General features: G+C 64.5%; 13 protein-coding genes (1 of these 13 cut by a window edge). 10 read left to right on the plus strand and 3 right to left on the minus strand.

Annotated elements, in window-relative coordinates; genetic code table 11:
- Positions 1 to 126: 126 nt before the first annotated feature.
- Genes Q3C01_RS03555 through Q3C01_RS03565 form a run of 3 tightly spaced genes read left to right on the plus strand, consistent with a single transcriptional unit; the run spans position 127 to position 2,841 of the window.
- Positions 127 to 738, plus strand: coding sequence for a glutathione S-transferase family protein (locus Q3C01_RS03555; protein WP_458143880.1), 612 nt, complete (start codon positions 127 to 129; stop codon positions 736 to 738).
- A gap of 17 nt (positions 739 to 755) precedes the next feature.
- Positions 756 to 1,955 carry a serine hydrolase domain-containing protein gene (locus tag Q3C01_RS03560; RefSeq protein WP_458143881.1) on the plus strand — a complete coding sequence of 400 codons (1,200 nt, stop codon included), beginning with the start codon at positions 756 to 758 and terminating at the stop codon, positions 1,953 to 1,955.
- Positions 1,956 to 1,971: 16 nt separating this feature from the next.
- On the plus strand, positions 1,972 to 2,841 hold the full coding sequence (locus tag Q3C01_RS03565; protein WP_458143882.1) for an MBL fold metallo-hydrolase: 870 nt from the start codon (positions 1,972 to 1,974) through the stop codon (positions 2,839 to 2,841).
- Positions 2,842 to 3,014: 173 nt separating this feature from the next.
- Here Q3C01_RS03565 and Q3C01_RS03570 read toward each other — a convergent pair whose 3' ends face one another.
- Positions 3,015 to 3,557, minus strand: coding sequence for a methylated-DNA--[protein]-cysteine S-methyltransferase (locus tag Q3C01_RS03570; RefSeq protein WP_458143883.1), 543 nt, complete (start codon positions 3,555 to 3,557; stop codon positions 3,015 to 3,017).
- Between the two features lie 131 nt (positions 3,558 to 3,688).
- Here Q3C01_RS03570 and Q3C01_RS03575 point away from each other — a divergent pair, with 131 nt between their 5' ends.
- Both Q3C01_RS03575 and Q3C01_RS03580 read left to right on the plus strand, forming a co-directional pair.
- Positions 3,689 to 4,507: an alpha/beta fold hydrolase gene (locus tag Q3C01_RS03575; RefSeq protein WP_458143885.1), complete on the plus strand. Its 819-nt coding sequence runs from the start codon at positions 3,689 to 3,691 to the stop codon at positions 4,505 to 4,507.
- 2 nt (positions 4,508 to 4,509) lie between these two features.
- Positions 4,510 to 5,322: an alpha/beta fold hydrolase gene (locus tag Q3C01_RS03580; RefSeq protein ID WP_458143886.1), complete on the plus strand. Its 813-nt coding sequence runs from the start codon at positions 4,510 to 4,512 to the stop codon at positions 5,320 to 5,322.
- Between the two features lie 51 nt (positions 5,323 to 5,373).
- Here the strand turns inward: Q3C01_RS03580 and Q3C01_RS03585 are convergent, their stop codons facing one another.
- A complete protein-coding gene (locus Q3C01_RS03585) occupies positions 5,374 to 5,832 on the minus strand; it encodes a carboxymuconolactone decarboxylase family protein (protein WP_458144100.1) in 459 nt (152 codons plus the stop codon).
- A gap of 121 nt (positions 5,833 to 5,953) precedes the next feature.
- Here Q3C01_RS03585 and Q3C01_RS03590 point away from each other — a divergent pair, with 121 nt between their 5' ends.
- The 5 genes from Q3C01_RS03590 (at position 5,954) to Q3C01_RS03610 (ending at position 11,463) form a co-directional block, all read left to right on the plus strand.
- Positions 5,954 to 6,808 carry a sigma-70 family RNA polymerase sigma factor gene (locus Q3C01_RS03590; RefSeq protein ID WP_458143888.1) on the plus strand — a complete coding sequence of 285 codons (855 nt, stop codon included), beginning with the start codon at positions 5,954 to 5,956 and terminating at the stop codon, positions 6,806 to 6,808.
- A 94-nt stretch (positions 6,809 to 6,902) separates the two neighbouring features.
- Entirely contained in the window at positions 6,903 to 8,159 is a 1,257-nt protein-coding gene (locus tag Q3C01_RS03595) for a M20/M25/M40 family metallo-hydrolase (protein ID WP_458143890.1), read from the plus strand.
- Between the two features lie 224 nt (positions 8,160 to 8,383).
- Complete coding sequence (locus Q3C01_RS03600; RefSeq protein ID WP_458143892.1) at positions 8,384 to 9,061, plus strand: GntR family transcriptional regulator; 678 nt, start codon at positions 8,384 to 8,386, stop codon at positions 9,059 to 9,061.
- A 145-nt stretch (positions 9,062 to 9,206) separates the two neighbouring features.
- Positions 9,207 to 10,007 carry a phytanoyl-CoA dioxygenase family protein gene (locus Q3C01_RS03605; RefSeq protein WP_458143894.1) on the plus strand — a complete coding sequence of 267 codons (801 nt, stop codon included), beginning with the start codon at positions 9,207 to 9,209 and terminating at the stop codon, positions 10,005 to 10,007.
- Positions 10,008 to 10,152: 145 nt separating this feature from the next.
- Entirely contained in the window at positions 10,153 to 11,463 is a 1,311-nt protein-coding gene (locus Q3C01_RS03610; protein WP_458143896.1) for an NAD(P)H-dependent oxidoreductase, read from the plus strand.
- A 169-nt stretch (positions 11,464 to 11,632) separates the two neighbouring features.
- On the opposite strand, the gene Q3C01_RS03615 is transcribed toward Q3C01_RS03610, so the two are convergent.
- Positions 11,633 to 12,047, minus strand: partial view of a hypothetical protein gene (locus Q3C01_RS03615; protein WP_458143898.1) — the 3' portion only. 176 nt of this gene lie beyond the right edge of the window; only the last 415 of its 591 coding nucleotides appear in the window; its start codon lies beyond the right edge, outside the window; the stop codon is at positions 11,633 to 11,635.

Consider the following 12,047-nt stretch of genomic DNA (forward strand, 5'->3'; position numbering starts at 1 on the left):
CCGGGCTTGTCCCGGGCATCCACGTCTCACAGTCTCGCCGCGCGGAAACGCGTGGATGGCCGGGTCAAGCCCGGCCATGACGGCGGAGAGAGTGTTCAAAGAATTTTGATACAGGGAATCGTCCGCATGAAGCTCACCTTCTCCCCCGCCTCGCCCTTCGCCCGAAAAGTGCGCATCGCCGCGATCGAGCTCGGGCTCGTCGACAAGATCGAGTTCGTGCCCGCAACGGTCGCGCCGGGCCAGGCGAACGAGGACTATTCGCGCATCACGCCGCTGAAGAAGCTGCCGGTGCTGATCACAGACAATGGCGAGGTGATCCTCGATTCCTACGTCATCGTCGAATATCTCAACGAGCTCGCCGGCGGCAATCTGATCCCGGATTACGGCCCGCGCCGCCGGTCGGCCAAGACCGATCATTCGCTGATCAACGGCATGCTCGATTCCATGCTGCTGTGCCGCTATGAGAGGATGGTACGGCCCCAGGGCCTGCAATGGCAGGCCTGGTCGGACGACCACTGGAACCGCGCCTGGACCGGCATGGCTCGATTCGAGAACCGCCCCGAGGTCCTGAACGGTCCGTTCGACATCTCGCAGATCGGCCTCGTTTGCGTACTCGGCTATGCCGACTTCCGCTTCCCCGATTGCGGCTGGCGCAAGGCCTATCCGAAACTCGACGCTTTCCATCAGAAGATGCTGGAGCGGCCCTCCGTGAATATCTCGGTGCCGCCGCCGGCGTAGCAAGAGATGCGGGGCGAATGACGATGCGCGACCATTTTCCCCGCCTCACAATTCTCGGCGCGAGCCTTGTGCTCGCGTTGACCGCCACCGCCACCACTGTGCGGGCCGAGAGCATGGCGCCTGGACAACGCAACCTCGCCTGCGGATCGCCGTCATCGATCGACGATGGCTGGACGACCGCGTCTCCCGACAGCGTCGGCATGGATGGCGCGCAGCTCTGCGGCATCGCCGCGCGGCTCGAGCAGCGGGCGACCGCAGTCCATTCGGTCGTCGTCGCGCGCCACGGCAAGCTCGTCTTCGAGCAATATTTTCCCGGCTACGACCAGCCCTGGGGACAGCCGGAAGGCCAGCACGAATTCACCGCGACGACGAAGCACGACATGCGCTCGGCGTCGAAGAGCGTAACGTCGCTGCTGGTTGGCATCGCGATCGACCGCAAGCTGATCGCCAGCGCCGATGAGCCCGTGCTGAAATTTTTTCCCGACTACCAGGCCGTGAAGCAGGCCGGGTGGGACGCCATCACGCTACGCCATCTGCTCACGATGTCCTCGGGGATGAAGTGGGACGAGGCGCGGGCCTGGACCGATCCGAAGAATGACGAGCCGCATCTCGGCTTCGAGCCGGATCCGATCGGCTATGTGCTGTCACGACCTGTCGCCGAGCCGCCGGATACGCTGTGGGCTTACAATGGCGGCGGGACAGATCTGCTCGGCAACATCCTTGAGCGCGTCTCAGGAAAAACGCTGGAGGCGTTCGCACGCGAAGTGCTGTTCCAGCCGCTTGGCGTCACTGATTTCGAGTGGAAGGCCTATCCGAAGAACGGCAAGGTCGCAGCGGCCGCCGGCCTGCGCCTACGGCCGCGCGATGCGGCGAAGGTCGGCCAGCTCGTGCTCAATCACGGGCAATGGAACGGCCAGCAGATCGTTTCGGCAGAGTGGATCGCACAATCGATCGCGCCGCGCTTCCAGGCCATCGGCTATTTTGGCAGTACGCTGTTCTACGGCTATCAATGGTGGATGGGTCGCTCGCTCGCAGACGGCAAGGAAATCAACTGGGTCGGCGCCTTCGGCTGGGGAGGCCAACGCATCTTCATCGTGCCTGAGCTTGATCTCGTCATGATGACCACTGCTGCGCAGTACGGTCAGCCGAAGGAAGGTGTGGCCGCGATCGACATCCTTTCCAATATCGTCATTCCATCCGTGCGCGACGCGCATTGATACAGGAGAAGCTAGCATGAGCCTCAAATTTTCGGTCGGCGATCTCACCATCCATCGCGTCATCGAGCAGGAAGCCCCCTTCTTCCCGGCGCTGGAGTTCTTGCCCGCGCTGACACCGGAGGTGCTGGCAGAGAACCGCGCCTGGATGAAGCAGGCGAAAGCGCTCGACGACAACGATGTGCTGATGCTTTGCTTCCAGTCCTATGTGGTGAAGACGCCGCATCACACCATCCTGATCGATAGCTGCATCGGCAACGACAAGCCTCGGCCCAATCGCCAGAACTGGCATATGAAGACCGACGACACCTACCTGCGCGCGCTCGGTGCCGCCGGTGTCTCGGTCGATGACGTTGACTTCGTGATGTGCACGCATCTGCATGTCGACCACGTCGGCTGGAATACGCGGCTTGAGAACGGCCGCTGGGTGCCGACCTTCCCCAAGGCCCGCTATCTGTTCGCCCAGCAGGAGTTCGACTACTGGTCCGAGCAGAACGCGAAGGCAGAGGTGCCGCCTTTCGTCGACAGCGTGCTGCCGGTGGTCGAAGCCAAACGCCATGAGCTGGTCGGCAACGACCATCAGATCGGCGATCACGTTCGTATCCTGCCGACACCGGGTCACACGCCCGGCCACGTCGCCTTCACCTTCGGCCGCGGCAAGGACGACGCCGTGTTCTCCGGCGATCTCATGCACTCGCCGCTGCAGACGCTCTATCCGGAGCTGTCAATCAAGTTCGACGTCGACCCGGCGCAGGCGGCAAAGACGCGCCGCAGCTTCCTGGAGCGCTACTGCGACACCGATACGCTGTGCTGTACGGCGCATTTCCCCTCGCCATCCAGTGGCAAGATCCGACGCAAGGGCAACGCCTTCGTCTGCGCGGCGGTGTGAGCGCTTACCCTCCCCTGGAGGGGGAGGGTCGCTATGCATGGAGCGAAGCGGAATGCGTAGCGGGGTGGGGTGACGGTCCCTCCACGTCGAACGCTGCCCGGGTTGAGAGATCACCCCACCCCGCTCGCGCTTCGCGCGATCGACCCTCCCCCTCCAGGGGAGGGTCAGAGAGGTCAATCAAACAAGCTCGGCGTGTGGTTGACCAACGCGCCTTCGATCTCGAGCATTTTCAGCTTCGTCACCACGCCGCCATTGGCGGAGAAGCCGCCGGGCTTGTTGCCGGCGGCCAGCACGCGGTGGCAGGGCACGACGATCGGACACGGGTTGCGGCCTAGCGCCTGGCCGACATCGCGCGACAGCTCCACGCCGCCCAGGCGTTTCGCGATATCACCGTAGGTCATGGTCTTGCCGGGCGGGATGGTGCGGGCGATCTCGTAGACACCTCGATTGAAGTCGGGAACGCCATCGAGATCGAGCGAAATGTCGGTGAGGTCATCCGGCTCGCCATCGAGCAGCTTGACGATGCGGTCGATCGCCTGCTGCACCTCGGCCGTCGGTTCAGCCTCGCTGGCCTCAGCATGGCGCTGGTGGATGCGGGTGCGGATCTTGTCCTCGTCGCCCATCGGCAGTTGCACACCGTTGATGCCGCGCGGGCCCCAGGCGATGGCACACAGGCCGATTTTGGTCTCGAACAGGACGAAATGCTGGTCGGTCATGACTAGGTTCCTGGGCTATTCGCAGGCCCCCACTTGTGATCTTCCTGCGCAATCTAGGCTTGGAAATAGTTGCGATCCACCCGGTTTCCGGGAATCTTGCACAGGAGTTCCCGTCCCCTTCGAGAGCATCCATGCAGAGCCTTCACGTCAACGGATATGACATGCCCTATCTCGACGTGGGCGAAGCCACGGCGGGACCGCCGCTGGTCTGCGTGCACGGCTCGCTCAACGATTTCCGGGTCTGGGGCTCCGTGATCGGACCGCTGTCGCAGCGCCACCGGCTGATCTGTGTCAGCCTGCGGCACTTCTTTCCCGCGCAATGGGACGGTGTCGGCGACACCTATTCCATTGCGCAGCACGTCGATGACGTCATCGCCTTCATCGAGAAGCTCGATAGCGGTCCGGTCGACCTGATGGGCCATTCGCGCGGCGGGCACATCTGCTTTCGCGTGGCGCAGGCACGGCCGGATCTGCTGCGCCGGCTGATCCTCGCCGAGCCCGGCGGCGAGCTCGATGCTAGCCTTGATCCCGACTACAAGGACGGCCCCTCGCCGCTGCTGGCGCGTTTCACCGCCTCTGCGGAGAAGATCGCCGCCGGCGACGTCGACGGCGGTCTCGCCGTGTTCGTGGATACGCTGGAGGGAGCAGGCACCTGGCCGCGGCTGCCGGCGGCGGTGAAGCAGAATCTGCGCGACAATGCCTATACGCTGATCGGCCAGGTCAGGGACAATCGCCCACCATTTTCGAAGGCCGATGCGGAATCAATTCTGATGCCGACGCTGTTCATCCTCGGTGCCCGGACCAAGGGCCTGCTGCCAAAAGTGCTGCACGCACTCGCTGCGCATGTCCCCTACTCCAGGACGGCGATCATCGAGAACACGACCCATCCGATGTTCGAGCAGGCGCCTCAAAAATACTCCGATATCGTCCTGGATTTTCTGGCGGGCTGATCATGCAGACTGTTCACGTCAACGGATACGACATGGCCTATCTCGAAGTCGGAGAAGGCCCGCCGCTGGTCTGCGTGCACGGCACGCTCGGCGATTTCCGGACCTGGTATTCGGTGCTCGGCCCGCTCTCGAAAAAGCATCGCGTGATCGCAGTCAGCCTGCGGCATTTCTTTCCCGAGCGCTGGAACGGCGCCGGCGAGGACTACAAGATGGCCCGGCATGTCGCCGATGTCATCGGCTTCATCGAGAGCATAGGGCGCACCCCGGTCGACCTGATGGGACATTCGCGCGGCGGGCACATCGCGTTTCGCGTGGCGCAGGCGCGGCCCGACCTGTTGCGCAAGCTCGTACTCGCCGAGCCCGGCGGCGATCTCGACGCAAGCCTGCCGGTCCCGGCAGGCACGCCTGCGCATCCGCCGCTCGCCGCGCGCACGGCGCGCTCGGTCGAGATGATCCATGCCGGCGACATCGAAGGCGCGCTACAGAATTTCTATGAGGGCATCGAGGGCGACGGCACCTGGCGGCGGGTGCCGGCGATCGCAAAGCAGCAATTGCGCGACAACGTCGTCACCTTCCTCGGCCAGATCAACGAGCAGCGCAAACCCTACACGCTGGCCGATGCGCAGGCGATCAAGACGCCGACGCTGCTGATCGGCGGCGGCGCGACGACAGGGAGCCTGTCGCTGATCTGGCGCGTGCTGGCCGAGCACATCGCCGGCGCGAAGACGGCGGTGATTGCGAATGCCGGCCACTGGATGTTCGAGCAGGCTCCGCAGGAATATGGCGCGGTGGTGAGCGAGTTTTTGGCGGGGTAGGTGCTTTCCCCGCTCCCCTTGCCAAGGGGAGAAGGAAGAGCGGTTCCTGCCTCACGCGACCTTCCACACGCCGACCGGCATCTTGATCGTCGCGTTCAGACGGTTCCAGACATTGATCGTCGCGATCGAGAGGATCAGGGTCGCAAGCTCGCGCTCGTCGAAATGCTTGGCGGCCTCGTTCCAGATCGCGTCTGGAACGGGATCTGCGCGATCCGCAAGACGCGTGACCGCCTCAGTGAGCGCGAGTGCGGCGCGTTCTGCATCCGTGAAATAGGGCGTGTCGCGCCAGGCAGAGACAGCGAACAGCCGCTCATCGGTTTCGCCGGCCTTGCGGGCGAGCTTGGGATGCATGTCGACACAAACGCTGCAGCCATTGATCTGGCTGGCGCGCAGGTGCACGAGTTCCAGGAGCTTTTCCGGCAGTCCCTGCTTGTTCACCTCGTTCAGCGCCTGCATCGCCTTCATGGCCTCAGGCAGGACCTTCACCGGATGATTCATACGTGCGTGCATCATGTCGTGTCTCCGTTTCAAAGCCGGGAGCGCCGGCGAGAGGAATTTCGACGGATCCGGTCACATCGGCCGGATTTGTCTCGTCATAGGCGTGACGGACCACGACCAGGGAATGTGACCGATGACTGAAAATTTCTTGGCCCGGCAATTCGAGGCCAATCGGGACCATTTGCGCAGCGTCGCTTATCGGATGCTGGGCTCGCGCGGCGAGGTCGATGACGCCGTGCAAGAGACCTGGTTGCGGCTCAGCCGCAGCGACACCTCGGATGTCGCGAATATGCGGGGCTGGCTGACCACCGTGGTTGCGCGCATCTGCCTCGACATGCTCCGCACACACAAATCGCGCCGCGAGGATCCGATGGGCCCGGATGTGCCGGAGCCGATCGACAATGCGCGTGAGCGCGAGGCCGAGATGGCCGATTCCGTCGGCGCCGCGCTCCTCGTGGTGCTGGAGACGCTGCAACCGTCAGAGCGGCTCGCTTTCGTGCTGCATGACATGTTCGCCGTTCCCTTCGAGGAGATCGCGCCGATCGTCGGGCGTTCGGTCGAGGCGTCGCGACAGCTTGCAAGCCGCGCACGCCGCCGCGTGCAGGGCGCGCCGGTGCCGGATGCGGATTTTTCCCGGCAGCGGAAAATCGTCGACGCTTTCCTCGCCGCCTCCCGTGAAGGCAATTTCGAAGGCCTGCTCGCCGTGCTCGATCCCGACGTCGTCGTGCGCGCCGATCAGGCCGCCGTGCGGCTCGGTTCGCTGCCCGAGATCCGCGGCGCCCCTGCCGTGGCCGAGACGTTCAAGGGACGCGCCCAGGCTGCACGGACCGCACTCGTCGACGGCAAAATGGGTGTTGCCGTCATCCTCGGCGGGCATCTGCGGATCGCGCTGCGCGTCGCTTTCGAGGGCGACAGGATCGCCGGGATCGAGGCGATCGCCAATCCTGAAGCGATCGACGCGTTGGACGTGGAGGTGCTGGAGCAGTAACGCGCCACGCATCTTGGAGTCGGCGCGGCAGCGATGCTAAGCTGACGAGCAACCGCGCGCGGTGCCGGCGCTCGAGACGCGAAAGGACAGCTTGATGAAATTCCGCCTCGTTCCCCTCCTCGCCCTGTCCCTGCTCGGGTTTGTGAGCGCCAACGCCACGGCTCGTGCAGCCGCCGACGAGAAGCTGAAGGCCGCGGCCGAGCAGGAGAAGGCGCCGCTGATCGAGACGCTGCACGACATGGTGATGATCGAGAGCGGCAGCAGCGACGTCGAGGGCCTCGCCAAAATGGCCGACTTCACGGAGGCGCGCCTGAAAGCGCTGGGCGCCGCGACGCGACGGCAGAAGACGACCGCGGGCGCCGGCGCCGATATCGTCGTCGGCACCTTCGAGGGCACGGGCACGCGCAAGCTGATGCTGATCGGGCATATGGATACGGTCTATCAGCGCGGCATTCTCGCGAGCGAGCCGTACCATGTCGATGGCACCAAGATCTTCGGACCGGGCATTGCCGACGACAAGGGCGGCCTCGCCGTGATCCTGCACGCGCTCAAGATCCTGAAAGACACAGGCTGGCACGACTACGCCACGCTCACGGTCTCGCTCAATCCGGACGAGGAGGTCGGCTCGATCGGCTCGGGTGAGTTCATTTCGCAACTCGCCGATCAGCATGACGTGGTGCTGTCCTGTGAGCCGACGGCCGCCTCGCCGCCGGCGCGGAACGATTCTCTGCTGCTGGGTGCGAGCGGCACCGCGACTGGAACGATGAGAGTGAAGGGACGCGCCGCGCATGCCGGCGCGGCGCCGGAACGCGGCCGCAACGCGCTGATCGAGCTTTCGCACCAGCTGCTGCAAACCCAGGATGTCGCAAAATCCATCCCGGGCACGCAGCTCAACTGGACGACGTCGAAGGCCGGCACCGTGCGTAACCAGATTCCGGAAGATGCCGAGGCCGGCGCCGATATCCGCCTCACCGTTTCCGACGGCGTTGCCAAGCTCCAGGCCGCGCTCGACGAGAAGGTCAAGAACAAGCTCGTGCCCGACACCGAGACGACGGTGACGATCGTGCCCGGACGTCCGCCCTTCGTCGCCGGCGAGCGCGGCCGCGCACTCGCACAGGAGGGACAGGCGATCTATGCCGAGATCGGTCGCAAGCTCGACATCGCCGAAATGACGGGAGGCGCGACCGATGCCGGTTATGCCAACCGCAGCGGCAAGGCCGTCGTGGTCGAAAGCTTTGGCCTTGCCGGCTTCGGCTATCACGCCCGCGACGAGTACATCGACACCAATTCGATCGTACCGCGGCTTTATCTGATGACGCGGATGCTGATCGAGCAGGGCAAGAAGAAGTAGGACGCGCCGGCGTTCGCAATCGGGAAAGTCGTCGCCGGTTTGTCATGCCCGGGCTTGACCCGGGCATCCACGAAGAGCCGCGGTTGGGACCCGTGGATGGCCGGGGCAAGCGCGGCCAGGACGAAAATTCAAGCACATACAACCCCTTACTCCATCGCTTGACGCTTCCGCCCTCTCGCAGTAACTTCGCATACGGAATTCCGTATTCCGTAAGGAGCGCCGGCGTGATCCCGCTCGACCCACTGCCCAATCTAATCGACCAGGTCTATGCGCGCGTCCTGGAGGCGATCACGGATCGCACCTTGCAGCCTGGTCAACGCATCCGGCAGAACGAACTGGCGGACAAGCTCGGCGTGTCGCGCCAGCCGGTGTCGCATGCGCTGCATCTGTTGCATCGGCAAGGTCTCGTCGCCGAAAGCGGCCGGCGCGGATTCGAAGTCACTCAGCTCGATCCCACCCGCATTCGCCAGCTTTACGAGGTGCGCAGCGCCATCGATGCGCTGGCGGCGCGGCTCGCTGCCGAACGGATCGCGCGCGATGCCGCGGGACGCGAACGGCTCGCAGCCGCGCTGCGGGCCGGACACGCCATCACTCGCAAGACGTCGTTGAACGAGCTGATCGTGCTCGACGTCGAGTTTCATTGCGCGATCTATCACCTCGCCGGCAATCCCGTGATCGAGGAAACGATCGCGCCGCAATGGCCGCATATGCGCCGCTCGATGGCGACGGTGCTGTCCGAGCTCGACTATCGCGACAGTGCCTGGGCGGAGCACGCGACGATTGCCGGACACGTTCTCGCGGGCGAAGCAAAGGCAGCCGAGCGCGCGGCGCTAGCCCATGCGCAGACGGCAGGGCGACTGACCGAGGAGAGACTGCGGGCGACGGAAGAGGCGGCAGCATAACAACTACCGCCGTCATTCCGGGGCACGCGAAGCGTGAACCCGGAATCCATCGGGCCACGGAGACTGCGGATAAATGGATTCCGGGCTCGCGGCTTCGTCGCGCCCCGGAATGACAAAACCAAACAACCAAAGGAGGATGCGACCCATGAAATTGAGCCAGGAACAACTGGAGTTCTTCCATCGCGAGGGTTGGCTTTTCCTCCCCGAGCTGTTTGCCCAAGAGGAGGTCGATTTCCTCGCGCACGAGGCTGTCGGCATCTACGACACGGACCGGCCCGAGGTCTGGCGCGAGAAGAGCGGCGCGCCGCGCACGGCCTTTGCCGCGCATCTCTACAACGAGGCTTTCGGCGTGCTCGGCGCGCATCCGCGCATGATCGAGCCGGTCGAGCAGGTGTTTGGCGAGCCGGTCTACATGCACCAGTTCAAGATCAACGCCAAATCGGCCTTCACCGGCGACGTCTGGCAGTGGCACCAGGACTATGGCACCTGGAAGCGCGACGACGGCATGCCCGAGCCGCGCGCGATGAACATCGCGATCTTCCTCGACGAAGTGATGCCGATCAACGGCCCCCTGATGCTGGTGCCGCGCAGCCAGAATGCCGGTGACTTGGAGGCCTCGCACGATCTTGCAACGACTTCCTATCCGCTGTGGACACTGGACGAGGAAACGGTGACGCGCCTCGTCGAGCAGGGCGGCATCGTCGCGCCGACCGGCAAGAAAGGTGGCATGCTGATGTTCCACGGCAATCTCGTGCACGGCTCCGCCGGCAACATCACGCCCTACCCGCGCAAGATCGTGTACCTGACGCTGAACGCGGTCTCGAACTACATCCGAAGCCCGACGCGGCCGGAGTACATTGCGCATCGCGACTTTGCGCCGATCAGGACAGCCGACGATGACGCGCTGCTACGACTGGCACGCGCGCCACGACAGGCGGCGGAGTAGTTAGGTCTCGCAGCGCGGCGCGCAAGTGGTGCGCTGCTGAGCCGGGGCCCATGCCATTCGCACTTCACTTTCTGGATCCCGGCTCTGCGGAGCAGCGTTGCACGCTGCACCGCGTCCGGGACACGATACTTGATCGGATAGCAACATGAACCTCTTCTCCCTCCTCCAGGCCCGCGCCGCCGCCGGAAAGCCGGTGCGCGTGGCGCTGATCGGCGCCGGCAAGTTCGGCTCGATGTTCCTGTCACAGGTGCCGCACGTGCCGGGACTCGAGGTGCCCGTCATCGTGGATCTCGACCGGGACCGCGCGCGCGAGGCCTGCCGGACGGTGGGCTGGGATGCGGAGCGCATCGCAGCAACCGGCTTCACCGATGACGGCGCGCGCGCCATCAATGGCCCCATCGACGTCGTGGTCGAGGCGACCGGCAATCCCGCGGTCGGAATCCACCACGCACGCACGGCGATTGCGGCAGGCAAACATATCGTGATGGTCAATGTCGAAGCCGACGTGCTCGCGGGCCCGCTGCTCGCGCAGGAGGCCCGCAAGGCCGGAATCGTCTACTCGCTCGCCTATGGCGACCAGCCAGCATTGACGGCCGAGATGGTCGACTGGGCGCGCGCCACCGGCTTTCGCGTGGTCGCGGCCGGCAAGGGCACCAAATACCTGCCGGCCTATCACGACGTGACGCCGGATGGCGTCTGGCAGCATTACGGCCTCACCGCGGGCGAAGCGCAGTCCGCGGGGATGAATCCGCAGATGTTCAATTCCTTTCTCGACGGCACCAAGTCGGCGATCGAGATGGCGGCGATCGCCAATGCCTGCATGCTCGACGTTCCCACGGACGGTTTGTTGTTTCCACCGTGCGGCGTCGACGATCTGCCGCACATCATGCGGCCGCGCGAGCGCGGTGGCATGCTGGAGAAATCCGGCGTGGTGGAGGTGGTGTCCTCGCTCGAGCGTGACGGCCGGCCGGTGTTTCGCGACCTGCGCTGGGGCGTCTATGTCGTGCTGGAGGCGCCGAACGACTATGCCGCCGATTGCTTCAGGCAGTACGGGCTGAAGACCGACGCGAGCGGCCGGTATGCCGCGATGTACAAGCCCTATCATCTGATCGGGCTGGAGCTGAACATCTCGGTCCTGTCAGCCGCGCTGCGGAACGAGCCAACCGGCCAGGCGAGGAGTTTTCGCGGCGATGTCGCAGCAGTCGCCAAGCGCAATCTTCGCGCCGGCGAGACGCTTGATGGGGAAGGCGGCTACACGGTGTGGGGCAAGCTGATGCCAGCCGCCGCCAGCCTGAAGATCGGCGCGCTGCCGATCGGCCTCGCCCACAGGGTCAAGCTGAGGCATGACATCGCGCATGGCGCCGTGGTGCGCTGGAGCGACGTCGAGTTCGATGCCGACAACGAGACGGTGAAGACCCGCCAGGCCATGGAGGCCGCGTTCGCGGCGCCGCATTAATCAACCACACGTGCTACACTCGTCATCGCCCGGCTTGACCGGGCGATCCCGTATTCCAGAGGCCTGCGTTGGTGAGTTCGCTCCCGCCACACCCGCCGCAGAGTACTGGATGCCCCGCCAGCGCGGGGCATGACAGCGGTTAAGTGTGGAACGGCGGAGAGCGTGGAGCTCAGTTCTGGTCGTCGCCGAGCGCTGCGATCAGCTTGTCGTAGTACTTGCCGACGAGATCGATGTTCGCCTTGTTCTCGATCGCCGGCGCCGGTGTCTTCAGCGCCTCGTTGAGCTCGTCGAGCGCTTCCTTCTTGTCCTTGGCCGACATCTTCTTGTCGGCCTGAAGCTGGGCGATCTGAGTCTTGATGACGGCTTCGGTGCCGACATACTTCTTGCTCGCGGGATCGAAGCCGCCAAGCACCAGGCTGACATTGTCGACGACGTTGTTGTAGTCGTCATAGCTTGCAAAGCCGTACTTCTTGGCGACGGCCTCGAGCTGGGCCATCACCTTCTGGTCAGGCGCAGTATTCTCCGGCAGCTTCTCGGTGATCGCATCCATGTCCTTCTGCGCGGCGAGCACGCCATCGATCTGC

Source organism: Bradyrhizobium sp. UFLA05-109, from assembly GCF_054185165.1.

Excerpts from the sequence above, each read along its gene's own strand:
- Q3C01_RS03575 (WP_458143885.1), top strand. The coding sequence starts at position 3,689 with ATGCAGAGCCTTCACGTCAACGGATATGACATGCCCTATCTCGACGTG.
- Q3C01_RS03590 (WP_458143888.1), top strand. The coding sequence starts at position 5,954 with ATGACTGAAAATTTCTTGGCCCGGCAATTCGAGGCCAATCGGGACCAT.
- Q3C01_RS03560 (WP_458143881.1), top strand. The coding sequence starts at position 756 with ATGACGATGCGCGACCATTTTCCCCGCCTCACAATTCTCGGCGCGAGC.
- Q3C01_RS03585 (WP_458144100.1), bottom strand. The coding sequence starts at position 5,832 with ATGCACGCACGTATGAATCATCCGGTGAAGGTCCTGCCTGAGGCCATG.
- Q3C01_RS03595 (WP_458143890.1), top strand. The coding sequence starts at position 6,903 with ATGAAATTCCGCCTCGTTCCCCTCCTCGCCCTGTCCCTGCTCGGGTTT.
- Q3C01_RS03570 (WP_458143883.1), bottom strand. The coding sequence starts at position 3,557 with ATGACCGACCAGCATTTCGTCCTGTTCGAGACCAAAATCGGCCTGTGT.
- Q3C01_RS03555 (WP_458143880.1), top strand. The coding sequence starts at position 127 with ATGAAGCTCACCTTCTCCCCCGCCTCGCCCTTCGCCCGAAAAGTGCGC.
- Q3C01_RS03580 (WP_458143886.1), top strand. The coding sequence starts at position 4,510 with ATGCAGACTGTTCACGTCAACGGATACGACATGGCCTATCTCGAAGTC.
- Q3C01_RS03605 (WP_458143894.1), top strand. The coding sequence starts at position 9,207 with ATGAAATTGAGCCAGGAACAACTGGAGTTCTTCCATCGCGAGGGTTGG.
- Q3C01_RS03565 (WP_458143882.1), top strand. The coding sequence starts at position 1,972 with ATGAGCCTCAAATTTTCGGTCGGCGATCTCACCATCCATCGCGTCATC.
- Q3C01_RS03610 (WP_458143896.1), top strand. The coding sequence starts at position 10,153 with ATGAACCTCTTCTCCCTCCTCCAGGCCCGCGCCGCCGCCGGAAAGCCG.